This window comes from Marinicrinis lubricantis (assembly GCF_042658665.1).
In the GTDB taxonomy this organism is placed as follows: Bacteria; Bacillota; Bacilli; order Paenibacillales; family KCTC-33676; genus Marinicrinis; species Marinicrinis lubricantis.
On record NZ_JBHSQV010000177.1, the window covers coordinates 44,372 to 69,844 of the forward strand.

At 47.5% G+C, this 25,473-nt stretch carries 21 protein-coding genes and 1 riboswitch; of the genes, 14 read left to right on the top strand and 7 right to left on the bottom strand.

Features of this window, described 5'->3' with window-relative positions; genetic code table 11:
• Nucleotides 1-52 precede the first annotated feature (52 nt).
• A complete protein-coding gene (locus tag ACFPXP_RS17375; RefSeq protein ID WP_379895627.1) occupies nucleotides 53-421 on the top strand; it encodes a YidH family protein in 369 nt (122 codons plus the stop codon).
• A gap of 243 nt (nucleotides 422-664) precedes the next feature.
• Here the strand turns inward: ACFPXP_RS17375 and ACFPXP_RS17380 are convergent, their stop codons facing one another.
• The gene (locus ACFPXP_RS17380; RefSeq protein WP_379895628.1) at nucleotides 665-1,963 is read right to left on the bottom strand and encodes a sensor histidine kinase; all 1,299 of its coding nucleotides are present in this window, start codon (nucleotides 1,961-1,963) and stop codon (nucleotides 665-667) included.
• Nucleotides 1,963-2,643: a response regulator transcription factor gene (locus ACFPXP_RS17385; RefSeq protein WP_379895629.1), complete on the bottom strand. Its 681-nt coding sequence runs from the start codon at nucleotides 2,641-2,643 to the stop codon at nucleotides 1,963-1,965. Before ACFPXP_RS17385 ends, ACFPXP_RS17380 begins: the two co-directional genes overlap by 1 nt.
• A gap of 214 nt (nucleotides 2,644-2,857) precedes the next feature.
• Here ACFPXP_RS17385 and ACFPXP_RS17390 point away from each other — a divergent pair, with 214 nt between their 5' ends.
• From ACFPXP_RS17390 to ACFPXP_RS17420, 7 genes are all read left to right on the top strand, one after another.
• Nucleotides 2,858-3,601 carry a polyphosphate polymerase domain-containing protein gene (locus ACFPXP_RS17390; protein ID WP_379895630.1) on the top strand — a complete coding sequence of 248 codons (744 nt, stop codon included), beginning with the start codon at nucleotides 2,858-2,860 and terminating at the stop codon, nucleotides 3,599-3,601.
• The gene (locus ACFPXP_RS17395; protein WP_379895631.1) at nucleotides 3,594-4,277 is read left to right on the top strand and encodes a DUF4956 domain-containing protein; all 684 of its coding nucleotides are present in this window, start codon (nucleotides 3,594-3,596) and stop codon (nucleotides 4,275-4,277) included. The genes ACFPXP_RS17390 and ACFPXP_RS17395 overlap by 8 nt, the downstream gene beginning before the upstream one ends.
• Before the next feature lie 28 nt (nucleotides 4,278-4,305).
• Nucleotides 4,306-6,294 (top strand): carbohydrate-binding domain-containing protein, encoded by a 1,989-nt coding sequence (locus ACFPXP_RS17400; protein ID WP_379895632.1) that lies wholly within the window; start codon nucleotides 4,306-4,308, stop codon nucleotides 6,292-6,294.
• Between the two features lie 204 nt (nucleotides 6,295-6,498).
• A complete protein-coding gene (locus ACFPXP_RS17405) occupies nucleotides 6,499-8,127 on the top strand; it encodes a diguanylate cyclase (RefSeq protein ID WP_379895634.1) in 1,629 nt (542 codons plus the stop codon).
• Between the two features lie 219 nt (nucleotides 8,128-8,346).
• On the top strand, nucleotides 8,347-8,679 hold the full coding sequence (locus ACFPXP_RS17410) for an MCP four helix bundle domain-containing protein (RefSeq protein WP_379895635.1): 333 nt from the start codon (nucleotides 8,347-8,349) through the stop codon (nucleotides 8,677-8,679).
• On the top strand, nucleotides 8,624-9,253 hold the full coding sequence (locus ACFPXP_RS17415; RefSeq protein WP_379895636.1) for a HAMP domain-containing protein: 630 nt from the start codon (nucleotides 8,624-8,626) through the stop codon (nucleotides 9,251-9,253). Before ACFPXP_RS17410 ends, ACFPXP_RS17415 begins: the two co-directional genes overlap by 56 nt.
• Nucleotides 9,250-9,936 (top strand): methyl-accepting chemotaxis protein, encoded by a 687-nt coding sequence (locus tag ACFPXP_RS17420; RefSeq protein ID WP_379895638.1) that lies wholly within the window; start codon nucleotides 9,250-9,252, stop codon nucleotides 9,934-9,936. Before ACFPXP_RS17415 ends, ACFPXP_RS17420 begins: the two co-directional genes overlap by 4 nt.
• 132 nt (nucleotides 9,937-10,068) lie before the next feature.
• On the opposite strand, the gene ACFPXP_RS17425 is transcribed toward ACFPXP_RS17420, so the two are convergent.
• Nucleotides 10,069-10,980 carry a LysR family transcriptional regulator gene (locus ACFPXP_RS17425; RefSeq protein ID WP_379895639.1) on the bottom strand — a complete coding sequence of 304 codons (912 nt, stop codon included), beginning with the start codon at nucleotides 10,978-10,980 and terminating at the stop codon, nucleotides 10,069-10,071.
• Nucleotides 10,981-11,185: 205 nt separating this feature from the next.
• Between ACFPXP_RS17425 and ACFPXP_RS17430 the strand changes: the two genes are divergently transcribed.
• Complete coding sequence (locus ACFPXP_RS17430) at nucleotides 11,186-11,365, top strand: hypothetical protein (protein ID WP_379895641.1); 180 nt, start codon at nucleotides 11,186-11,188, stop codon at nucleotides 11,363-11,365.
• Between the two features lie 58 nt (nucleotides 11,366-11,423).
• Here the strand turns inward: ACFPXP_RS17430 and ACFPXP_RS17435 are convergent, their stop codons facing one another.
• The 3 genes from ACFPXP_RS17435 to ACFPXP_RS17445 are packed head-to-tail and all read right to left on the bottom strand — an operon-like array spanning nucleotide 11,424 to nucleotide 17,123.
• The gene (locus tag ACFPXP_RS17435; RefSeq protein WP_379895643.1) at nucleotides 11,424-13,670 is read right to left on the bottom strand and encodes a hypothetical protein; all 2,247 of its coding nucleotides are present in this window, start codon (nucleotides 13,668-13,670) and stop codon (nucleotides 11,424-11,426) included.
• Nucleotides 13,671-13,709: 39 nt separating this feature from the next.
• Complete coding sequence (locus ACFPXP_RS17440; RefSeq protein WP_379895644.1) at nucleotides 13,710-15,242, bottom strand: stalk domain-containing protein; 1,533 nt, start codon at nucleotides 15,240-15,242, stop codon at nucleotides 13,710-13,712.
• Nucleotides 15,243-15,266: 24 nt separating this feature from the next.
• On the bottom strand, nucleotides 15,267-17,123 hold the full coding sequence (locus tag ACFPXP_RS17445; RefSeq protein WP_379895645.1) for a FecR domain-containing protein: 1,857 nt from the start codon (nucleotides 17,121-17,123) through the stop codon (nucleotides 15,267-15,269).
• Between the two features lie 201 nt (nucleotides 17,124-17,324).
• Between ACFPXP_RS17445 and ACFPXP_RS17450 the strand changes: the two genes are divergently transcribed.
• The 5 genes from ACFPXP_RS17450 to ACFPXP_RS17470 all read left to right on the top strand — a co-directional run bounded on the left by ACFPXP_RS17450 (nucleotide 17,325) and on the right by ACFPXP_RS17470 (nucleotide 23,876).
• A complete protein-coding gene (locus tag ACFPXP_RS17450) occupies nucleotides 17,325-19,436 on the top strand; it encodes a sensor histidine kinase (RefSeq protein WP_379895646.1) in 2,112 nt (703 codons plus the stop codon).
• Entirely contained in the window at nucleotides 19,433-20,122 is a 690-nt protein-coding gene (locus ACFPXP_RS17455; protein WP_379895648.1) for a response regulator, read from the top strand. The genes ACFPXP_RS17450 and ACFPXP_RS17455 overlap by 4 nt, the downstream gene beginning before the upstream one ends.
• 105 nt (nucleotides 20,123-20,227) lie before the next feature.
• A riboswitch (purine riboswitch) is annotated at nucleotides 20,228-20,327 on the top strand.
• A gap of 145 nt (nucleotides 20,328-20,472) precedes the next feature.
• Nucleotides 20,473-21,771: an NCS2 family permease gene (locus ACFPXP_RS17460; protein WP_379895649.1), complete on the top strand. Its 1,299-nt coding sequence runs from the start codon at nucleotides 20,473-20,475 to the stop codon at nucleotides 21,769-21,771.
• 172 nt (nucleotides 21,772-21,943) lie between these two features.
• Nucleotides 21,944-23,158 (top strand): metallophosphoesterase family protein, encoded by a 1,215-nt coding sequence (locus tag ACFPXP_RS17465; protein WP_379895650.1) that lies wholly within the window; start codon nucleotides 21,944-21,946, stop codon nucleotides 23,156-23,158.
• Between the two features lie 178 nt (nucleotides 23,159-23,336).
• The gene (locus tag ACFPXP_RS17470; RefSeq protein ID WP_379895651.1) at nucleotides 23,337-23,876 is read left to right on the top strand and encodes a VUT family protein; all 540 of its coding nucleotides are present in this window, start codon (nucleotides 23,337-23,339) and stop codon (nucleotides 23,874-23,876) included.
• A gap of 334 nt (nucleotides 23,877-24,210) precedes the next feature.
• Here ACFPXP_RS17470 and ACFPXP_RS17475 read toward each other — a convergent pair whose 3' ends face one another.
• Complete coding sequence (locus tag ACFPXP_RS17475; protein ID WP_379895653.1) at nucleotides 24,211-24,894, bottom strand: hypothetical protein; 684 nt, start codon at nucleotides 24,892-24,894, stop codon at nucleotides 24,211-24,213.
• Between the last annotated feature and the right edge of the window lie 579 nt (nucleotides 24,895-25,473).

Below are 25,473 nucleotides of genomic sequence, written 5' to 3' on the forward strand. Positions count from 1 at the left end.
TCAGTCCGCTGTATTGAAAAGAGCAAATTATCAGGGAAAGGCTGAAACGAGGTTGGAAGAAACGAGAACAGTCGATTCCAAATATATTCAACAGCATCTTGCCAATGAACGGACCTATCTTGCCTGGATTAGAACCGGCATTGCGATTGTAGGTTTAGGTTTTGTTGCGGCAGGCGTCATGTTTCGGGCATCGCCTTATCAGCATATTGGTCATGTGATTGCTGCTTTTGTAGGGATTGGGGCTGTGGCATTAGGAGCCTTAATCATGGCTTGTGCGACAAGAGATTATTTGAAGAAGCAGAAAGGGATTAACAGCGAAACGTTCAGGTCGCCGAAATTATCGGTGTGGGTGACGTTTGCGAGCTTAGGTCTCGTCGATATGTTTTTATTGGCATTGGTCATTGTGCTCTTACTCTTTTGAAAAGGTGAGGCTCCTTGACCGGATTATGAACGACATTCATGACTTAAATGAAAGAAGACCCGTCTATCAGATGTGCGCATGACCATGACCTGCGTATCTTTGACGGGTCTCTTTTTACCACATAGGAAAACTTCATTAAAGTAATAAAGGGTAAAACATTCCTACCTGGATAAAAACTTCCGCTAAGACGCGGTCGCTCTTCCTCGAATGACTCCGATAGCAGTTTTTCTCATCCTGTTCGCTTTACGAACTGCAAGGCAGCGTCACGATCATGACCGTCTGCTCGCCTACCGTGCTTTTGGCCTGAATGGTTCCCTTATGCTGTTCGATAATCGACTTGGCAATCGCAAGTCCAAGGCCGTATCCTCCCTGCTTGCGCGCCCTGGATTTGTCCGTCCGAAAAAACCGGTCGAAAATGCGTTCCAGATGCTCAGGTGCAATACCTTCTCCCGTATTCGCTACAGACAGCACAATGTCATGATGCTGTTTCTTTAAGAAAATATCGATCGAACCGTTATCGTTCGTATATTTAATCGCATTGTCTAACAGGATCATAATGACCTGCTGAATTTGTTCACTGCTGCCATGGGTGTGTAAGCCAGGATCGATCTCATACTGCAATGTGAGATTTTTCTCGAAGATGACGGCCTCCATCGTGAGAATGACATTTTCGGCCGTTTCACTCATATTGAAGTCTCGGAAAATCATTCGCGTCCTGGCATCCTCCATCTCTGTCAAATACAGCAGGTCGGACGTCAGCTTGGACATGCGGTCCGCTTCGGACTGTATATAATGAAGCCATTTCACCTGATTCTGAATGGAATCTTCTCGGTTAGATAAGAGAACATCGACGTTCGTATGAATAATCGCCAGCGGCGTCTTCAGCTCATGGGAGGCATCGGCAATAAACTGTTTCTGTTTGTCGAAGGCCTCCTTCACAGGAGCGATTGATCGGTTAGCGAAATATCGGCTGATGAAAAAGATCACCACCAGCATGACCGCTGCGACGAAAAGAAAGGTATATATCAAATTCGTTAAAATCGCCTGCTGCGCGGTGACATCCAAGAAAACAAATTGATATCCATCGGATGCGGGAAGAATCGTAAACGCCCAATCGTTGCCGTCCAGACCGAAGCTTCCGCTTTCTTTACCTTGCAATAGAGCCTCTTTAACGGCCGCTTCAAAAAATTCACTGTCCATATCGAAGCGGGATGTGATCTGGGTGACGTTCCATTCGGCATCGGTCTGAACAGAGAAGGAAACAGAGCGGTCCGGAAGCTTGCCGGGGTCGCCCGTCGGCATACCCTGCCCAAACTGCCCGCGCTGCTCGAACTGTAGCGGTTCATCTCCAAAGAGCCTTCCTCGCCCCGGGGCTCCATCCGGATTTTCAAACGGCTCGGATATTTTATGCAGCTCCATCTCAATATCACGATACACATCTTGATACGTAATCATATAGATCGACGCGAAGGCGATCAGCATCATCACCGTGATGGTGACAAGATTGACGATCAGAAATCGATTTCTAAGCTGTTTGAACATTATGCTTCACCTTCTTCTAATACATACCCCACGCCTCTAATCGTATTGATCCGTACGGAAGAATGGAGAAACGCCAGTTTTTTTCTTAAAAAGGAGATATAGACTTCTACATTGTTGTGCTCCACTTCGGAATCGAAGCCCCATAGCTTCTCAATGATTTGCTCCTTCGATGTGACGGCCTGCTTTCTTAAAATCAAGAGCTCCAGCAGCTCACTTTCCTTTAGGATGAGCTTCATTTCCTTGCCTTTACTGGACAGCTTCAAGCTTGTCGGGTTCAGTTCGATGTCCCCGAACGCGAGCGCCTCGTCCGGCATGACTTCTCCTTTGCGGCGCAAGGCCGCTCGTATTCTGGCGAGCAGTTCCTCGGTTGAAAACGGTTTGGCGATGTAATCGTCTGCCCCGTCGTCCAGTCCGGCAACCTTGTCCTCGATTTCTCCCTTGGCGGTCAGCAGAATGACCGGTGTGGAGAGACCCTCCTTTCGGATTGTTCTCAGCAGGGTCATGCCGTCCATCTCCGGCAGCATGATATCGAGAAGAAGCAAATCGTATATGCCGCTGAGTGCATTATCCAAGCCCGACTGCCCGTCATGAACGGCATCTACAGAATAGTGATGCTTCTTTAATATTTGTGTCAGCGCTTCAGCCAAATGAAGCTCGTCCTCCACAATTAAAATTCTCATACAGTGTTCGCCTTCCTTTATATGAAACTGGTTTTTGATAAGTTCATGATAGTGTCCCAACCTTTAATGAACCTTAATAATATAGCATGCTTCACAGCGTCTAAAAAACAAAAATTAAGATTTTGTAAACCATTTAAGATTCATTAAAGGTTCTGGCTTTAAGATCATCTCATAAGCAAAACAAGGGATCATGGGAAGGAGTGAAAGACGCAAGATGGCGATCGAGGTTTTTAATAGACACGAAAACAAATATTTGATGGACACGGCATCCTATGAACGTTTATACAGCCGGCTGCTTGAATATATGGAGCCAGACAGCCACAACAAGAAGCATGCGTTTTATTCGATCAGCAACATTTATTTCGATACAGTACACCACACGCTCATTCGCAATAGTATTTCCAAACCGAAATATAAGGAAAAGCTCAGGATAAGAGCATACGGTATTCCAAATCTGGATACCCGGGTGTACCTGGAATTGAAGAAGAAGGTGTTCGGCCTTGTCAACAAGCGAAGAACATCGCTAAAGCTGAGCGAAGCTTATGAATTCGTACGCACGGGTATCCCCCCGGAGATGAAGGATGATATGAACAAGCAAGTCATTCAGGAAATCGAGTATTTCCTTAGAAGGTACGAGTTGCATCCGATGGTGTACTTGGCTTATGAGAGAAGAGCGCTGTTCTGCAAAAATAATCGCGATTTGCGGATTACGTTTGATTCGAATATCCGATCCAGGCGTTATGATGTGAGGCTGGAGAACGGCGATCACGGGGAACTGCTGCTGGAGCCGGGGCAGTGGCTGATGGAAGTAAAGGCCGAGAAAACCGTGCCGGTATGGCTTGCAAAGCTGCTTTCGGAGCACCAAATGTATCGAACGAGCTTTTCAAAATACGGCAATGAATACAAGAAGCTGCGGGCAAACCGCATGATGTCAAAGGAGAGTATGCTTTATGCTTGATACGATTTTTAATTTAACGACTACAGATCCAGAGATGACTTGGATGCATGCCATATTAACGATAGTAGTTTCTTTTATGCTAGGCGGAATGATTAGCTACACGTATATGAAGACGAATCCTGCTGGATACAGCCAAAGCTTTACCTTGACGATGGTGCTGCTGCCCGCGATTGTAGCCATTATCATTCTATTGATCGGCAGCAACATTGCCAGAGCGTTCAGCTTGGCAGGAGCGTTCTCGATTATTCGTTTTCGAAGCGCGCCCGGCGATCCGAAGGATATTGCATATGTGTTGTTCACCATGGCGGCCGGCTTGGCCTGCGGTGTCGGCATGTTCGGGTATGGTGTTTTGTTTACCGTGTGTCTCTGTTTGCTGATGTGGATTCTCGGCAAAACCAACTACGGCGCCAGCAAGTCTGATCAGAAGGTGCTGAAGGTCACCATTCCTGAAAGTCTAGGCTATGAAGAAGCATTCGATGAAGTCTTTAAGCAGTATGGCGTTGACTATGAGCTGAAAAAGGTGAGAACAACAGAGCTTGGCAGTTTGTTCGAGCTGGTATATGCCGTCACGATGGATCAGGCCCTGAATCAGAAGGAATTTCTGGATGCGATTCGATGCAGAAACGGGAATTTGGATATTTCGTTGACGATGAGTCCGACGAAATATGAATTTTAGCGATGGGAGAGAAGGGAGTAGATGAATCATGAAGAAGACGAAATATATGACATCCATATGGACTTTACTGCTCTGCGGAGCGGTATTAACGGCATGCAGCGATTCGTCGGCAACGACAACGAATACGAATGCAAGTACACCGTCAGAGGTCACCAACCAGAATAACACGGCAGAGGTTGAACAAGTCGTCAGCTCCGATCTATCCGAGCTCGTTACGTATGACGAGGATGATACAGCTGTGGAGTGGAGTGAAGAAAGCTCAACGATGATTGAGTTTAGCGGCAGCGGCGCAAGTGTTCAAGGAGAGGGGGCTGCGGAGCAGGAAGGGACGGTTACGATTTCAGAGGCTGGGACCTATGTGCTCAGCGGAACGCTGGAAGACGGGCAAGTGGTGGTCGATGTACAAGATGATGGAATCGTCCATCTCGTTCTGAACGGGGTCAGCCTGAACAGCAGCGACAGTGCTCCAATCTACGTGAAGGCGGCGGGAAAGACGGTGGTTACGCTGGAGGAAGGTACTAATAATACAGTAAGCGATGGACAAACGTACGTATATGACGATGAAGCGGAGAAAGAACCGAATGCCGCGATCTTCAGTAAAGACGACTTGACGATTAACGGCAGCGGTCAGCTGTCGGTAGTCGGTCACTTTAATAACGGAGTAGGAAGCAAGGACGATTTAAAGATCGTATCGGGTACGATTGAAGTTCAAGCGGTTGATGACGGCATTCAAGGGCGGGATATGGTGGCTGTTCAGGATGGCATGATCACGATTGAAGCAGGAGGAGACGGTGTGAAATCAACGAACGATACGGATACAGATAAGGGCTTCATTGCTATTCAGGGAGGCTCATTCACGATTACTTCCGGCAGTGACGGACTTCAAGCTGCTTCAGCAGTGCAGATCGATGGTGGAGAATTCGATATTACGACAGGCGGCGGCAGTGTGAATGGTGAAGTGAAGACAGTTGAGAATGATCGAGGACCATGGGGCGGTACAGCTGAAATGGAAAGCACCACGGAGGAAACGGATTCTACCAGTGCAAAAGGGGTGAAAGCGGCAGAAACCATCATGATCAACAGCGGCTTTTTCCAAATCGACTCCGCAGACGATGCGGTGCACAGCAACAGTAATATCGTGTTGACGGATGGTGAACTGCAGATCACATCTGGAGACGACGGCATTCATGCGGATACGTCGATTGTCATAAACGGCGGAGTAATTCATATTTCCAAAAGTTATGAAGGCATCGAAAGCTCCGACGTGACGATAACAGGCGGTACGATGGACGTAACGGCCAGTGATGACGGCATCAATGTAGCCGGCGGCAATGACGGATCATCCGTAAACGGGCGCCCAGGTCAAAATGGGTTCTCATCGTCTTCGAACAGCAAGCTGACGATCCAAGGCGGGGACGTTGTCGTGAATGCGGCAGGAGACGGATTAGATGCGAACGGTTCTATGTATATCACGGGCGGCATGGTCGTGGTGAATGGCCCGACATCAAACGGCAACGGCGCTTTGGATTATGATGGAACATTTGAAATGAGCGGCGGGGTTCTGATTGCAGCCGGAAGCTCTGGCATGCTGCAGGCTCCGACAGATGATTCTGCTCAACATAGCGTAGCCATGAGCTTCTCGCAGATGCAGGAGGCCGGAACATTCGTTCATCTCGAGGACAGTCAAGGGAATGTGATCGTGTCTTTCGCACCGGCTAAGGAATTTGGCGCGGTAGTCATCAGCTCGCCGGACTTGAGTTCAGGGGAAACATACACTTTATTTACGGGCGGCACGTCTACAGGAAGTGAAACGAACGGACTGTACTTGAACGGAGAAGTTCAGGGCGGCACAGAGGTTGTTCAGTTTGAAGTGACGGAAAAGGTCACTTGGCTGAATGAGTCCGGTGTAACGGATGGCATGAGCGGCGGACCGGGAATGCCGGGAGGGTTCGGCAGAGGCGGAGCTGGACCTGAAGGGGAGAGTCCGGAAGGTGAACGGCCGATGAGGATGCGGTAGAACATAAGCTGGCGTGCGTGCGCCAGCTTCTTTCATATGAGGTTTTTGTCGATATATTCATCGTCTTGATCTACAATGATGGAAGGTTAAAATACGATACGCTGATGAGATTCCAGATCATGACGCTTATTATTGTCCGAAAATGTCGTAATATGTCGGTAAGAATGTCTTTATAGATGGAATAATGGGAGGAGATGGACCATCTTGTTTAAACGCCTCAGTCTGAAAGTAAAGCTTGCGATGGTTCTTCTATTGGTCTCCGTGATTCCATTGGGATTATTCAGCGCTTTGGTTACGCATAAATACGATCAGGCGATGGAGCATGCCGTGAAGGACCAGCAGACGATGATTACGATTTCAACCGCGATGCATCTAAATGAATGGCTGGAGATGAGAATCAGCGCCATCCAAGAAGTTATTAAGCAGAATGAATCCGTATTCAAGAGCGGGAACATCGAGCGAATTATGCCGTTCCTGAAAATGCTTCATTATACGGATACGCAAAATATATCGTATTCTTATGCGACTGAGGAAGGCATGGCTTACGCCAGCGACGGGGCCATTGTCGATTTTTCTGTGATGAATCATTCTCCAGAGATTAATAAGGAGAAAGTCACCATATCCGATGTGATCGAAGATCCGATTCACTTCAAAAAGATGGTCATTATTTCGGTTCCCGTTCTGGACGAAGGAGCGGAGTACTATGGAACCGTTTCATCCGTCATGGATGTGAACGCGCTGACAAGGGATATTACGATGATGTCTTCCAAGCAAGCAGGTACGGCCTATTTGGTATCCTCGGAAGGCATGGTGCTGGCACATCCTAATAAGGAATGGGTCGGCAAGAACATTTTCGAATTTGAAATGAAAGAAGATTCTAGTTATAGACTGGAATCCGTGTTGGAGACATCCGCGGGCAGTACTGCTTATAAGGACACAAAAGGCATCGAGCGGATTGCTTCATTCGCGGAGGTGGAAACAACCGGATGGCGGGTTGTGGTTTCGACAGAGCAGGAAGAGATTTTGGCACCGATCAAAATGATAGAGCACACCGGTCTCTTGCTCTTAATCGGGCTTATGCTGGTCGCTGCAGCCCTTTCGCTGCTGTTCTCCCGCGTCATTCTTCGTCCGATTTTGAATATATCATCTCTGATGAAGAAAGTGACCGCTGGCGACCTATCGGAACGATTGCAGGTGAACTCTCCCGATGAGATCGGTCTGCTGAATCAAAATATTAATATGATGCTAGATTCATTCACTGAGAAGCTTCGCGATTTAGAGAAATCAATGAAATCAGAACAGGAATTGATGGTTAGAAATATTCTTATGGACAAGCAATCGAAAATGGATGCGCTGACAGGACTTTATAACCATAAGTCGTACCATGAGTATATGGACAAGCTGATTGAGCAGACGCAGCTGATCGAATTTAATCTGCAGCTCGTCATCGTCGATATCGACAATTTCAAAAAAGTGAATGATACGTTCGGTCATGCGGCCGGAGATATCGCTCTAACGGTCGTGTCAGAACGGATTATGGAGCACATGGACTCGAACGATTTTGCCGCGCGATATGGCGGCGAAGAATTCGTTATCCTGCTGACATCGAAAAATGATGAGATGAACGCTCGAATTCTTGAGCAAATCCGGGCATCCATTGAGCATACGCCGATTGAGGAAATGAGAGGAGCGAACGTAACCGTCAGTATGGGGGCCTATACCGTGAGGCGGGGGGATTCCAAGGAAAAAGTTTTTAATGAAGCGGACGGGGCACTCTATAGAGCGAAACGGACAGGCAAAAACAAAATCGTCATCGCAAGTGACATTCGGTGAGACCAGGTATGGGGTTTCAGACGATATACTAGGGATCCTTTTTTCGAGGGTCTTTTTTTTATTTGCATTTTTTTCGTTTGTGCGCAAGGCTTACCATGAGAAAGAGATTGTTACTTAAGAACTAAAATAAAGATATTTTTGTAGAATTATGTCGCTTTGTGTTGTATGATGAAAAAAGCGAGCAGTTGGAATAAACATGGTACATACGGAGGGAATTCGATGAACTTTTTTCGTAATATGAAGCTGTTTAATAAAATACTATCCCTAGTCATGCTGTCGATCGTGATGCTCTTTTTGGTTGGTGCAGTCGGATATACATATACGAGTAATATGGCAAGCAGCGCCAAAGATATGTATGAAAATGGTTTCTATCCTCTAGAATCCCTCAGTGTCATTGACAGCAATACAAGGGGCATCCGCGGAGATATGTTCGAGCTCATGATTATAAAGGACCCGGTGCGAAACCGTGAATTAGAAGACAGCATCAATTCTCGTATTGAAGAAAACAGCGGGGGAAGCGAAGGAGCTGGATCTCGTCCAATTCGACGATAAGGGGAATGCGCTTCTCCAGCGTCTCAAAGAAGACACGGGAAAATTGGCGGCAGAAGAAGCGGCAGTCATTCATCTTACGTTAGAAAATCGTAATGAAGAAGCTTATCAATATTTTTTAAGCCATGTAGTGGACAAGCAAAAGGTTTTACTGAGCACAATAGATGAGTTTTCAAGCTATGTGATCCAAAGCGCAGAAAAAATAAATAAAACCAACGAGCAGGAGGCTCAGGAAGCTGTCTTCATTGTAATCGCTATCCTGGTGATTGCGGCAGTTCTATTATTCCTATTGGGCATCGCGATTGCTAAGGCGATTTCCCAGCCTGTGAAGAAAATGCAGGAGCTGATGAGCAAGGCAGAGAACGGGGACCTCAGTGTGAAGGCCGATGATCAGACGAACGATGAGATTGGCCAGCTTGCGACGTCGTTTAACGGGATGATGAATGGGTTTCAGGGAGCGATCGGCAATATTATACATGCGGCCAACTCGGTTTCTTCCGCAGCTCAGCAAATATCCGCCACAACGGAAGAAATCGCAAGCGGCAGCGCAACCAAGCGACTGCGGCACAAACGATGAATGAGTTATTTAAGGAGCTGTCTGAAGCGATTCAATCCGTGGCGGAAAGTGCAGAGCAGGCTGCTGCGTTATCGAATCAAACGATGAGTATTGCAAAGGATGGCGGTCAAGTCGTCCATTCCTCCATCGAAGGCATGAATCAAGTGAATGAACAAATGTCGAAGTTAGAACAAGATTCGGGCAAAATTGGCGAGATTATTGAAGTCATTGATGACATTGCGGAGCAGACGAATTTACTTGCCCTGAATGCAGCCATCGAAGCGGCCCGTGCCGGGGACCAAGGCCGCGGTTTTGCGGTTGTCGCGGATGAAGTTCGGAAGCTGGCGGAGCGAAGCAGTGAAGCGACGAAGCAGATCACGAACATTATCCATACGATGCAGAACAATACACAGCAAAGCGTGAAAACTGTAGCTGAAGGAGTGATTTCCACTCAAAAAACGGGGGAATCCTTCAAGCAAATCGTGGCGATGGTGAGCGATTCCGCGCAAAAGGTGAGTGAAATTGCTGCAGCAAGCGAGGAGCAGGCGGCTCAATCTTCAAGCGTATTGAATTCTATCGAAAGCATTTCCTCCGCAACAGAAGAAGCAGCCGCAAGCAGTCAAGAGACGGCGGCGACTGCTCAATCCCTCGCTCAGCTGGCGGAAGAGTTGAACGCGTCTGTTTCGAAGTTTAAAATCGACTGAGTGTATGATTATTTTTCGTTCATAAGGTAAACCCGATCAGCTGTCGGCTTGATCGGGTTGTTTTACGTCTACTGTATCTTTTAGCTCTGTAAAAGAAAAGTACCACGAACGATCTGCTATAAAAACATGAATTTAAGACGAATATCCAGCGATGGATTGATGCAGCGCATCTATATAAGCAGAGGCGAGCAGCGTGAGCGATGCATTCTTACGGCTTATCCAGCCGACTTCAATCGTTTCATCACAATCGAGTGGAACCGGAATAATTTCATTCCCGTTCAAATCAGAGGTTAATACGCCGGTCGAAATGGTGTACCCGTTCAAGCCAATCAGTAAATTAAACAGCGTCGCCCGGTCGTTCACTCGAATGCTTTTCGAATGGGAGAGCGTGCTAAGGATTTCTTCTGAAAAATGAAATGAATTATACTCTCCCTGCTCAAAGGAAAGATAAGGGTATTCGTTCAGCTGATCGATCGTCACCACAGACTGTTTCGCCAGTGGATTATGAATGCTGATAAAGATATGGGGCCTAGCCGTAAATAGACTGTGGAATTGCAGGCCTGCATCCTTCAGCAGTTTGTTGATGACTTTGCTGTTGAATTCATTCACATATAAAATACCGATTTCACTGCGCTGCGATTTTACATCTTCGATAATTTCATATGTTTTCGTTTCCCGCAGTGCGAGTTCATATTCATCTTGTCCATGCTCCTGTACCAGCTTGACGAAGGCATTCACGGCAAAAGCGTAATGCTGTGTCGATACGGAAAAATGCTGCGGTGAGGGCTTCGCGTTCAAATACCGGTTCTCCAGCAGCTCTGCCTGTTCGACGACTTGTCTCGCATAGCTGAGGAATTCTACGCCTTCCACGGTCAGAGAGATGCCTTTATTAGTACGTTCAAAGATCGTAATCCGATATTTTTCTTCTACATCGCGAATGGCATTGGAAAGACTGGGCTGAGAAATAAACAGCCGTTTCGCTGCTTCATTCATCGATCCGCGGTTTGCAACTTCAATCACATATTTTAATTGCTGCAGAGTCATATCATCCAAGCCTCCCTCTATTTGATCCTCATTTTACGGTTTTGGATGCGGTTCATCAATAGTAGAGTATAAAGAGCAGTTTATTGACTAAACCAGAGGAGTACGAAAAGGGTACAATTTGCAGAAAAATTTTGTGAAAATATTCACATATAAATTCGCATCGTGATGCTAGAATTGGTTTATCAAAGATAAGGAGGAATGAAAAATGAGAACGGAAGATCAGCTGACAGTGTTTATGATGAAATTTTGTTATACATGCCCAAGAGGCTGCAAATGTGAAACCGAGGAGGACTGTCGAAATTGTATGGATGCAGTAAAGCGGCACGAGGATGGAGCAGAGGAAGGACCGACGACGGAAGAACTCTTAAGACTATACGCATATTAATCATCCGATGCATAAGAAGCTAGACAGCCCTTCTGGAAACAGAAGGGCTGTCTGCCTACTAGAGTGTATGATTGTATGGGGGAAAGTAGACAGGATCTAATGTAAAGAGAAGCAGCTTCACATCGTCTTCTCCGAACAGTCCATCCCCGTTCAGGTCGAAGTCGTCTTCGGTGCGCAAATAACGAATGACATCCTCAATATGCAATCCGTCCTGCTGCATATCGATCAACAGCAGCGTTTCTATGTTCAGGTAAGGGCTGACGTAAATTTGCAGTTCCGCCTGTAGGTTACCGTATGCTGCCGTAACGATTGTTGTTCCAGGTTTCCCTGCAGTGATCGTACCGTCCCCGCTCATATTCGCGACGTGTGGTGTGGAAGTCGTAAATGTGACTTCTTCCAATCCAATCCGATGCACACTCCCGTCTGATTGTTCTCCGTAAAGCACGAGCATGTGCTTCTGTGCCAGATTCAGTTCCAGGTGTTCCAGCTCAAAGTAAAGCTCTACCCATTCCTCCACAGGCTCCGGAAGATTCGTTCCATACTGGACCTGCGTGGTTGTTGCCATATTTTCTGACTGCAGGTAATCCATCCATACCGCAAAACTGTAAGTTCCTTCTGAAGCAGGATTATAGAGACCGGCATTTTCATTCACCTGTATCGTGACCTGACCGAGAAGTGGAATATCTACGGGAACATACACTTGGATGGCGTGTTCATCATGGCTTATATAGATCTCTGCTGCGATACCATTCACAGTTACCGTACCGTGCTCGATCGATTCAGGCAGTGCCATCTCATCAGGCAATTGCAAGCTGATGTATTGACCGTAATCGGTTCTCAAAGAATGATGTGCGGTCAATTCGAACGTATAGGCGGTCGGTCCCTCTCCAGGCAGCCTGCTCTCTGGAACGACGGTGAAATGTTCAATCCGTTCCGGCCCATATTCGAATGTGAACGGAGCAGGAATCGTCTCTACCGAAGTAGACACTTCGAACGCGTAGATCCCAAAGGACTGTCCAAAAGGATTAGGAATGCGAAAGGCAAAACCATAATCCGGATCGAGATGGAATCCTTCCGGCAGCGTGAAACGCAGCTGATTATCGGACAACCGTTCGACGCTGGATGGTGTAAAAGGCGGCAGCAACTCGTCCATTCCAGATGATTCGATGACAATGTCCTCGGGGACGATATCGCCTTCGGTTATCATCATGCCTTCAGGACTGGCTACCGTAACCGTATCTCCCCCCTTCAAGATGGTATGGACATAGGATCTGAAGCGCAGAGAACCATCCTGCTCTAATGAAATGAACCCATCATTGCTGTTCAAGGATGATCCTTCTACAGGAATGAAGCCTATGGTGCGTACCGCCGCTAACGAATCGGTTGCCGGCTGTATCCGAAACTCGTAATAACCCGTTTCCGCCGGATTTGTGATTTGCGCTTCCGGTGAGATTGCAATGATGACGGATTGGAAGCTGTTTAAGCGCACAGGAGACATCACGTTCAGTTGATTGTCACTGCGCTGGACAGATGCTGCAGGCATGGAGTTAATTTGTACGTGCTGGGGGTCAATAGCATCCGGCAGCTGAATCCCATCAGGGAACGTGATCGTGATCGGTGTGTTTGTTTCGATCGGCTGCATGACCGTGAATTTGAACTGGTAACCGGACACCGCTGAAACAGTGTAGCTGTCTGCATCCGGATAATAGTCGGTGACTCTGCGGCTGAAAAAGTCAAAACTTGCAGTATATGGGACGGTATCCTTGCTGGTATGAAGCGCGAATGGTCTTGGACCGGCTGTTTCATGATGATAATCAGGGTTTTTCAAAAACTGAGACAGCTCCATATCGACACTCGCTCCGGCTTGGATGGAATCCGATAATGTGAATTGAATGGCATTCGATTGATGCACAGCATCCTGGATGGCGCCTGCCCGTGAAATGAGTCCGGGCCGTTCTGTACCATTAACGGTAATTTCGATGCTGTCGGGGTTGATGTCCGCCGGGGTCCAAACATAATAGCCCATGCCCTCATAGGAATAGCCTTCTGGCACATGAACCTCGATCGTATCACCAGCCTGCAGGCTGCTCGCAGGCGTGAATGAAAAATGGTAGACGGGCAATGAGTCCGGGTAGTCGTAATACCCGCTGAAGTAAGGACCGGCGTACACATCAGAGGTCACGCTGAAATCCGAAACCGAACTGGACTCGGCACCTTCGGCAGCAGCGGGGAGCGGAATGATGCCAACAAGCAGAGCGGCCAACAGCCACGCTATCATTTTGCTTTTATATTTTTGATGGATCATGCAAAAAGTCCTCCGTTCTTTCATAATCGTCATTTCGAATTATCGTAAAATGACAGTCTTGCTCGCTCCATCCCACTGGACATCCATGCCGATCTGCTCCGAGAAAAAGCGAATCGGGACAAAGGTACGGTTAAAGTGGTAGTAGACCGATTGATGGGTGGGTCCTACGACCGTATTTAGGGTAATGGTTTGTTCGCCTTGGGTTACGGTGACATATCCTTCTTCGGTGTGGAACTCTACGGTGTATCCGAGTCGTTCCGCAATGGCACGCAGCGGTACCGCGACGCTCTGGTTTACAATTTCAGGCTGTACATCGAACGCGATGCGCTCCCGACCGAGGACTACGTTCACCTGGCCTTCTGTCAGTTGATCGAGCGGCAGCTGGTACAGCTCCAGCTTCCTGATGGCGTTATTCAGTGCATCCGCAACATAGATGGTTCCGTCTTCCGAAAGGGCAACATCGATAGGCCGATGGAACTGCGCGCTGCGATCAGGGCCGTCGTCTTCGCCAAACTGCTGTGTACGGCTTCCTGCCAGCGTAGTCACTTCGCCGTCCATGAGGTAGCGAATCGAATGGTTCAAGCTGTCGGCGATGAGGAGTCCGCCTTCACCTGTGATTGCGATGCCGACAGGGTAGTTGAACTGAGCTTTGTCCGCAACGCCGTCTGCGAAGCTCCCTGGGACATAAAGCTCGCTGTCGGCATCACCGGAACCGGCAATCGTCGTCACTTTGCCGGTGCTAAAGTCGATGTAGCGAATTCGCTGGTTCCCCGAATCGCTGACATATAAATTGCCCTTCGCATCTATCGCGAGCCCGGAAGGCTCGTTGAATTTCGCTTCGGCGATCGAACCGTCCTTATAGTCCCCAGCCGGCACCGCAACGCCGGGGTATGCCTGGACTACACGATCCGAAGCACTGTTCAATGTCGTTACTACGCCGCTCGGGCTGATTTTGCGGATCAAGTGGTTGAGCGTATCCGCTACGTAGATCGTGCCATCCTTGGCAACAGCTACATCCCGCGGCTCATAAAATGCCGCCTCGCTGCCGGAGCCGTCAGAACGACCAATCAGGCCGCTGCCGGCAATGGTCTCCACAAGTCCGTCTGTCGTTATTTTACGAATCGCATGATTGCCGCTGTCGGCAACATAGATGGTGCCATCGTCAGCCTGGACAAGCCCTGCGGGTCTTTGGAATAAAGAATGATCTGCATTTCCGTCCAGCAGTGCGCCTTCCGGCCTACCCTTATCGTCCATAAACAACAGGACGCCGGCCAACGTACTTACCGTTTCATCGCTGACTTGCCTTAACATATGGTTATGTTCATCGGATACGACCAAAGTTCCATCTGCTGCAGCCAGTATACTGCTTGGGTTGCGGAAAGCCGCTTGCGAACTTTCTCCGTTCGCACTGCCGAAGTCACCGGAGCCTGCTAAAGTCCAAACATCGATCATGATTTGCCCGTCCGATGCCAGCATTCCGTCGGTCGTAATCGAAGCTGCTTCTGCGGCAGGGCTGATCAGAATACTCGCTGCGATGGCCGAAGCAGTGAAAAGCATGGCTGTTTTATTCATTATGAGCACTCCTATTCAGGTAGATTACTGTACGGGAACCGTTACCGGGTTTTGAAGTAAATCGCTGCCATCCAGTACGGTGTTCCCGTCTTGATCGACGACTTTAAAGTAGATGAGCTGAATGTTCAGATCCTCTGTACCTGTGCGGATGAGCGTGAGCGGAATTTCGACGAGCAGCTGCTCACCCTCTACGGACAGGCCGGCATTCGATTCAGCGGGAAGTCCAAAGGCAGCGGCGTAAAGCAGCTCGGATACACGTTCACCTTCATACGCTCGGATGAGCTCGGTACTGCCGTCTCGAGCTCCGAAAATCGCATGCGGATTACGGGCAACCTTGCCGTTCCCTTGGTAACTCAATCTGCTGCTGTCGTACAGCAGATGTACCTCGACGGCGAAGAAAGAATTTTCTCCAGTGAATCCTGACATGGTTAGTGCAGCGGTTACGGTATTGCCGCTTATCGACGCCGAATTCAGCGCAATCGACATTTCTGGTTCACTTGGAGTGGGACCGGGGTTGTTCGGCCCCGAGTTATCAGGGGGAGCCGCTGATCCTGGACCGCCAGGCTGAATACGGCCAGTCTGCACTGGCCGGGAAGACTGTTCATTCCTTTGCTTGCGCTCCTCGAACGCTTTCCTTGCCGCTTCATCGAGCTGTTGCTTTAGTTGTTCCTCAGCTCGTTTCGCAGCCTCCTCGGCAGCTTGCCGATTTGCTTCCTCGACGGCTCTTTTGGCTTGTTCAATTTGAGCGATTAATGAAGCGAGCCGCTGTTGATTATCGAGCATCTGCCTTTGTTCTTCTTTTGCGCGGACTGCTGCCTCATTCGCCTGTTGTTTCGCTTTCTCCACCTCAGGGTCTAGTCCCGCTGTACGGTCCAAGGGCTTGGCTCGATCGCGATCCAGCTTGAATTTTGGATCCGTGATTCCTTGATTGGCTTCATCAATGATTTGCTGCATTTGCTTTTCATCGATTTTCTTTGCATCCACCGCCTGCTTCGCGATATTGAGCAGCATTTGATCGATATTATGACGGTATTGATCCATTTGAAGCTGATCCGAAAGATACAGATTTGCATTTGCATCCGGTGAAACTGAGCCTTTTTCCAAAGATTGTTTCAAGCGCTCCATTAATTGCTCGTTTTCTTGCTGGACTTCCGAGCTGTTGCGGATGATGCTTTCTAATACCTGAGCTGGCGCTTGATTGACAATCTGTTCGATATCAGCTACGCCCACCTTCGTTTTTAAGTCGGGAACCTGTGTGCGGCTGTCCAGGTTGATCTGCTGTGCAGGGTAAACGCTGACAACATTGCTTTGCTGCGGATCGAATTTGTTTTGCTGCCGAGCTTGAACGATACCGGATGCAACGACCATGGACGTTTGTCCCGTGAGGGGATTAACAAACATCAAGAAGTTCGTACCTCTGACATGCAGTGCTCCTTCAGTGGTCACCATTTCAAACACTTCCTTGTCCCCGGACAAGCTGTGCGCCTCCACCCATGCAGAGCCGGTATTCAGATACAATCTTGTGACGGTGTCATTCTGCTGAATCGAGAGGTCAGAGATATACAGCTCGCTGTCAGCCCCCACCGTAATTTCATCCCCCTCATCCTCGACTCGCAGAATGACGTGGGAATCCGTTCCAGCCGCGATGGAGTCTCCTTCGCTCAATGTCATGCCTTGGTAACCGTTCAAGGATAACGAACCGCCTGATTTCTTTACGGTGACACTGCCTTTTGCCTCAATGATCCGGATTGTGCGTTCATCGTCAGCGGCGAAAGTGGACGGTGCATGAGCATTGGCAGCGAGCAGGCATAAGATGAGCGCTCCGATCACGGCTAATCGAGAACGCCGAATGAACATAAAAAGGCTCGGTTTTGAGTTCATAACAATCTCCCTTCATTAGGTCTTAACTCAAATATTTTATTAGATCCAGTTAAAAAATGGTTTAAAAAACCTAGATGATTTTGGGACTGAACCCCTATTTACGGGAGGGGAAATACAATAATTGTCGAATTAATGAACAAATAAACAAAATAACCATTTTCGGATAAACAGCCGTCACAGTGACAGGTGGGAGTTTTATTCATGAAGCGAAGAAGCTGCATTGGGATTTGGATTGCCATCGTTTTCCTATTCGTCCCGACGAGTATGTACGCAGAAGAGGGCACAAGATGGTTGCCCGGATCCGTGGATCTGACAACCATCGATTTTAATAAGCGGGTGACGGTTTCGCTGGATGGCGATTGGGAATTTTATTGGAGCCAGCTGCTGACTCCTGCATCCTTTCAAGACCAAAAGGCTGAACTCCGTTCCGATTCCATTCCAGTGCCGGCTACCTGGGGAGGACTTTCATGGCGAAATGAGACGTTATCGAACGTTGGATTTGGGACGTACCGGCTAACATTCCAATTATCCGAGCTTTCCGCTAAACGAATGATGGCTTTGCAGCTTCGCAGTGTAGCAACCGCGTATTCCGTATGGGTTAATGGAGAACTGCTGGCGGAAAACGGAAAAGTCGGCACGGACAAATCATCGATGGAGCCTAAGAATGTCCCCCGCATCCTCTATTTTCAACCCCACACAGGCCGTAATGAGATCGTGATTCAAGTATCGAATTTCGTACAGCGTAAAGGGGGGATATGGGAAGGCTTATCCCTTGGCAATACGGAAGCGATCAGCGAAGCAGGTCATCAACGGATCATTACAGAAGCCTTTATGATCGGCTGTTTAACCATGATGGGTTTTTATCATCTCAGTATCTTTGTATTCCGAAAAAAAGATAAGAAGCCCCTTTACCTGGGCATCGTTTGTCTGGCTGTCAGTCTGCGTACTTGGGTGCTCGGAGAGACGCTCGGTATCGTGCTTCTGCCGTCGTTTCCTTGGGAGATCGCAGTCAAAATTGAATATATTTCGGCAAGCGCAGGTCTGTTGGCATTCGTTTATTTTATCGGTGCACAGTATTCGTCGAGGATCACTTGGTACTTTAATCGGGTATTTACCTGTTTACAGGCCGTCGTTATCGGTATCGTGCTGTTCACGCGAGCGAAGCTGTATACACAGCTGATGCTCCCGATTGAGCTGTTTGTTATCGTTCCAAGCATCATATATATCATGACCGTGTACATATGGGCTGCTTTCCACCGCCAAGAGGGCTCGGTGATCAATATGATTGGGTTTACCGTGATGGCGGGCGTCATTGTGAACGACATGTTATTTTACAACCAGATCATCTCCAGCGGGCCTTGGCTGCCCCTTGGTCTGCTGTTCTTTCTTTTGATGCAGTCGATTCTTGTTTCCGTTACATATTCCAGGGCGTTCCATACATCCGAACTGCTCAGTGAAAAACTGAAGCATGTGAATATGACGCTGGAGCGAAAAGTGAGTGAACGAACGATTGCACTGGCCGACATGAATGCAAGATTGGAAGGGGCGAACCGAGAATTAAAGCGCTCGGAGCAGTTTCGCAAACTGCTTCTAGCGAATATTTCACATGAACTGAGAACGCCGCTTACGGCCATTAAAGGCTTTGCAAGTGCCATTATGGATGGTGTCATCACCCGAGATTACAATGCCTATGCTAGACGGATTTTTGATAAGACCTTATTTCTCGGGAGAGTCATTGACGATTTAATTGACCTGACGAAGCTGGAGACCCGGCAGATGTCACTGCAGTTTGAAGAACACGCGGCACTGCCTTTGCTGCGCAGATGGTTTGATAAATATGAGACGGAGTGGTCATTAGATGACAGCTTTTGCATGACTTGGGATGAATCGGAGGCTGTCATTGCACAGCAGGAAGAAGTGGTGATTTACGCCGATAGCTTCCGCTTGGAGCAAGTATTCTCTAATGTACTGAGCAATGCACGTAAATATGCTGGAGGGATGGCTCATGTTTCCGTTCAGCTGGTGCGAGGTGCGAAAGAGGAAGAAGCCGAGCTGTGTGTGAAGGTAATCGATCATGGTCCCGGTATCCCAGAAGAGGAAGTGCCGTTAATTTTTGACCGGTTTTATCGCAGTAAATCCGTCAGGTCGGCAAAGCAGGAAGGAACGGGATTAGGCTTGGCGATTTGTAAAGAGATCATGGCGCATCATCAAGGAAGCATCGATTTTTCACGGGGGACGGATGCGAGCAATATATTCAGCTTTCGGCTTCCAGCCAGGCTGATCAAGAAAGAGATGGGAGGTGCTTCGGATTGAGTGGAACGGTGCTGGTGATCGAAGATGACGAGGATATTATGGAAATGATTTGCTTGTATCTGCAGTCAAGCGGATATACCGCCATCCCGGCTATAAATGGGGAGGAGGCGGCCAAGCTGTTTGCAACCAAAAAACCGGATTTGGTGCTGACAGATATTATGCTTCCGGATGCTTCCGGTATGGAGGTGACGAGGAGCATACGAGAGTTGTCGGATGTACCGATTATTATGATGAGCTGCAAAAAGGAATCCCATGATATCGTAAACGGACTGGATGCGGGCGCCGATGATTATATTACGAAGCCGTTCGATCCGAATGTGGTCATTGCTCGAATTAGATCCCAGCTTCGCAGGTATCGACATGCGGCGCAATCCGTTCAGTCGTCTCTTGTATGGGAGGACGATTATTTGAAAATTGACCCCGTTGCTTTCAAGGTATATGTGGAGGGACGAAGAATTCATCTGTTTGCGAAAGAAATGAAGCTTCTCCTGCTGCTGCTAGCGCATCAAGGTCAAGTGTTTCATGTTGAACAGCTGTATGAGCAGGTATGGGGTTGGGATAAAAGCAGTGACGTTCGAACGGTGATGGTCCATATTCGCAACCTCCGTAAAAAAATTGAACGAGATCCGGCAAATCCCCAATATATTGTGACCGTGCGAGGCTTCGGATATAAATTTGGATTGTAGAATGGAGGTCCATTTCCGAACATTTGGAAATAATGAGATTGAATATTTCGGCAATCACTCGAAAAATGAGTGAAAATTGATTGACTGGCGATTCATAATCCGTTATTCTATGAAAGTCAGCTTATTCGTATATCCTCAATAATATGGTTTGAGGGTTTCTACAAGGAGCCAATAATTCCTAACTACGAGTATAGGTTGCGTGTATTTCAACGTATCCTAAATTTGGGTTAGGTTTTTTTGTGCTCTTCTTTTAATAGAACAAGATCTAAACCTGCTCGAATAAAGCGGACAAGCCTCGGTGGAAAGGGGCTTCATCTCAGAACTATAAACAGGTTGGAGGCAGTGAAAGTATGGAATCATGGTTTCGGTTAAAAGAACGCGGCACATCGCTGAGTACAGAGGTTCTTGCAGGAATTACGACCTTTTTTACGATGGTGTACATCGTCATTGTCAATCCCGGTATTCTCAGTGACACAGGCATGGACTTTCATGGGGTGTTCGTGGCCACTATACTTGCAAGCATTGTGGCTACACTAATTATGGGACTGGCAGCGAATTATCCGATTGTAATTGCACCCGGCATGGGCCTCAACGCTTATTTCGCGTATAGCGTAGTTGGAGGAGAAGGCGTCACGTGGGAGACCGCGCTTGGAGCCGTGTTTGTCGCAGGTGTGTTGTTTGTGGCACTCTCGCTCACTTCGTTTCGATATATGCTGCTTGATGCGATACCTGCCAGCTTAAAGCATGCGATCACGGCAGGGATCGGGCTGTTCATTATGTTCATTGGTTTGCAGAACTCAGGCATTGTCGCGAATTCAGATTCGACATTGCTGACGCTGGGAGATTTATCGAAGCCAATGACATTACTGACATTAGCAGGTTTGGTCATTACACTCATCCTCAAGTCCTACAAGGTGAAAGGGTATCTCTTCATCGGTATGGTCGTGACGGCGATCATCGCATCGTTCTCAGGCTTGCTGCATTTACCGGATCGTATCGTTGCGCTGCCCAGCGGCTTGTCCGAGACGGCATTTCAGATGGATATCAGCGGAGTATTCGAGCATGGGCTTTATGCTGTCATCTTTACGTTTCTGCTCATTACGTTATTTGATACGACGGGGACGATGCTCGGGGTGGCTGAGCAGGCCGGATTGATGAAAAATAACAAATTTCCGCGGTCCAGAGGCGCATTGCTGGCGGACGCGGTCGGCACAACGGCAGGAGCGGCGCTCGGTACCAGTCCAACGTCCGCATATGTTGAATCGAGTGCAGGTGTTGCGGCCGGCGGCAGAACGGGACTTACCGCGGTAACGGTGAGCGTGCTGCTCGGACTTACATTGTTCTTCTCTCCCATCATTGAAGTAGTGGCCTCCATTCCAGCCATTACCGCACCTTCACTCATTATTGTCGGTTTTCTGATGATCAGTGTGGTAACCAAAATCGAATGGAATGACTTTGAGGTCGCTTTTCCTGCGTTTCTGATTATTGCGATGATGCCGCTGGCATACAGCATTGCGACGGGGATCGGCTTCGGATTTATTTTATATCCGATCTTGAAAGCTGTGAAAGGAAAATGGAAAGAGGTTCATCCGATTTTCTACCTGTTTGCGATCCTATTCTTTATTCAGCTTGTTTTCTTAAATCATTAATGCACTAAGCAGAGCATCGGCCTTATGGGGTCGGTGTTTTTTTGTCTGCTGTGAGAAGAGGGGTTCAAAAAAAGTCATTTTACACAAATTCAAGATTTCCTTCATGCTCTGTTTACAAAGCTGTTGTACGGTTAGATGGAAGTTCTAATCGAAGACGAGGAGGCTTATGTGAATGGATAAGGAGAAACCATCCAAGAGCATCAACCGACGTGATTTTCTGAAGCTCACGGGTGCAGGTACACTGGCGTTCACCATCGGACAGACAGGCATTCCTATCGATTGGCTTGAAGAAAAAGCTTATGCGGACAGTAAGGAACGAATGAAGCTGCAGTTTAACAAGGACGGTAAGTTTAAGGTGGTACAGTTCAACGATACACAGGATGATGAATATACGGACCGCCGAACAATTGAATTAATTGAAAAGGTGCTGGACAGTGAGAAACCGGACTTCGTCGTGTTGAACGGTGACAACATTACGGGCGGCTGCGATACAGAGCTGGAGATGAAGCAGGCGATGAACAACATTGTTCAGCCGATAGAGCAGCGAAATATCAAATGGGCCGTCACCTTTGGCAACCATGATGAGGATTCTACGCCCAACAGCGGAATGGACGAAGCGGATATGCTGAAATTTTACATGTCTTACCGCAACAACTTGAACGAAGCGGGACCGAAAGGCGTGACCGGAACAGGCAATAGTCACATCCTTATTCACGACTCGAGAGGGAGAAGAGCGGCCTTTAACATTTGGCTGCTGGACAGCGGGCGATATGCGCCGGAGTCGATCGCGGGCCAAGACTTTGAAGGGTATCCGCATTGGGATTGGCTCAAGACAGATCAAGTGTCTTGGTATGTGGAGACCTCCAAGAAGCTGGAGCAGCGCTGGCGGAGCAAAATTCCATCCTTGATGTTCATGCATATTCCGCTTTGGGAGCACCGTTACATGTGGTTTGCCAGCGTGGACAGCCGGACAGAGGAGGATCATATGCGGGCTATGATTAAGCACCAAATCGTCGGCGAACGGAATGAGGACGAGTGTCCGGGGCCGTTTAACAGCGGACTGTTCTCCGCGATTCTCGCGAGGGGCGATGTCAAGGGCGTCTTCTGCGGTCATGATCACATCAATACGTATCATGGCAATTACTATGGCGTACTGCTTGGCTATGGCGGAAGTGCAGGGTTCGGTACATACGGCCTGTCCGGTGAGGAGAAAAATCGGCTGCGCGGAGCGCGTGTCTTCAATCTCGATGAGAGTGCGCCGGACGTGCTCGTTGAGACGCATATGGTGTTCGCTAAGGACTACGGCATCGATTTGACAGCTGACGATCAAAGCGCAGACCCTAAGCCGCTGCCTGGAAGAGAGGGACGCCCAGTCAGACCGCGGTAACGAGTTGAAGATTCAGCGCAGCAGGGAACTGGCGTCTTCATGACGGCAGTCAACGGATCGGACGATTGAATGGAACGCTAAATATCCAGGTGTCCTGGTCCAAACGTTTCCTTCTTCATCCCTAGCAAAAAAAGTGTATAATGAGGAGAAAAACATAACATCACGGGAGAAGAATAGGATGCATAAGTGGATCATGGTACTGCTGTATTTAGCGGCGATTGTAACGGCGAACGTAGTTACTGCCTCGCTTGCGCCGTTTGAAATAGGCGCTTTCATTGTGCCGGCGGGAACGTTTATTATAGGGGTTACCTTTTTTCTTCGCGATTTTGTTCAAAATGCGATTGGCAGAGCGTGGACCTATGCGGCGATGGGGGCGGCTGTCGTACTTTCTGCTTTAACCTCATACTTGCTGGGAGATACGCTGTGGATCGTATTTGCTTCTGCAGTAACCTTCATCATTTCGGAGACGACCGATACGGAAATATATACACGGTTGAAGCTTCCGATGTCGCTGCGTGTATTGTACAGCGGGATTGTCGGCGGTCTGCTCGATAGTGTGGTGTTCGTTGTCATTGGGCTGTCTCCGCTCGGGGCAGGCTTCACGCCGTGGAGCGCTGTACCGATGGCTATTCTCGGACAGGTCATTGTGAAGACCGCGATGCAGGTGCTGGCGGCGCTGGCCATTGGCGCTGTAATTAACAGCGAAAAAAGCAGATGAGCTCTCTACGGAGAAGCTCATCTGCTTTTAACGTTGTTTAAATTTGTTTGTTATTAATACATCTACTTGTCGTGATTATTTTCTTTAGATTTCTCATATTTATTTAACCAATGGAGTAAACGAAGTATAGAGAGGATGGAGCATAATCCGAATATAACCAACATGGATACTGGGAAAAATAATCCGTTATTCTGTTTCAATTCACCGTAGTTAGCAATAAGGATGATCAATTGGATTAGTGTAGCTCCAGTGAAGATAACGATTGAAGTACCTCCTGCCACTAACAGTTGTTTTTTTCGACTATCCATAGAGGTGTTTTTCCTTTCGTATTAGCTTATAATCCTACAACCCATGTTGAACTATCATATTCTCCAGTATTCATTATGGATGCATGTTTCATATTTGCTTCATGCAAATATGCTGCTGCTGTACCACTATAACTCAGTCTAGTATATGTTGTATATGTGCTAGAAGTTAACCCAATTAAAGCGATGAAAGCTTCTGCTGCTGCTTGTGAAACTGCTGCAGCCCATCCAGTTGGACCTGCCGAAAAAGTTGCGACCAATATAACCATACTAGCTAGTCCAGATGCCCATCCAGCTACTTCAGACCAATGTAATCCGTCCATGCGTCTTTGTGTATATTCATCATAGTTATTTATTTTGGCTTTGTATTCCCCTAATAATCCAGCAGTTTTAGCATGACCAATTGTTGTACCAGATATTTTGTTATATATGCTCCCTTTTGGATCATAAGTAATTGTTTGTATTGTATACTTTCCTGTCGAGGTATTATGGTTATAATAATTATCATAAGCTCCACACATTTCAGTTGCTCCGGAAGTTGTCGGACATTGCTCCCAGTGGTCAAATATTATGACATCGTTAGAGGATTGGGCGGAATTTGTTACGATATTTCCGGATCCACTGACTCTTGCTTGTTCACCAATTTCTTTCAATCTATTAAACTCTTCATATGTGAAGCCTTTAATTTCCTTGGTTTTAGCAGTCGAATCCATTTCATAAATGATCTAAATACTGAATTTGTCACTACATATTGATCGATTGAACCGTTCGATACAACATGTAGTCTTGATTAAAGCTGCTGAAGGTATTATGAAATTGATTTAGTCGTCTTTATATTATCAATGTTGGAAATTATGTTGTTTTTAACAGATTCTTTCTCTGCACTGCTATCAAATGCAATTGGTTGTACAAAATGATTTTCGTTTAAATTAATGCTAGTTTCCTTTTTTAATAAAGGTTGTTTATATTCTTCCTTATTAAATGTTTTATAGGCTTTACCACTTGAAAAGTCATTGGAGACTTCATCCAATATGACAAGTGTCTTTAGGTATTTACCACTTTTATCATAATAATCTTCAATTGATTTAATACTTACCTTTACAGGCAAATTATTGTTTAATGTAGTTTCAGTAATCGCATTTACAACTTTATAGCCTGTTAAAACGGGACTGTCAAATATTTTGTGTAAACTCTATTAATCAATGATATAAGGGGTGACGCGCTCCTCGAAATGAATGGATAGTTGGAGGATGATTTGCCCCCAGCCTTGAATACGCCCCGTCCATTTCTTC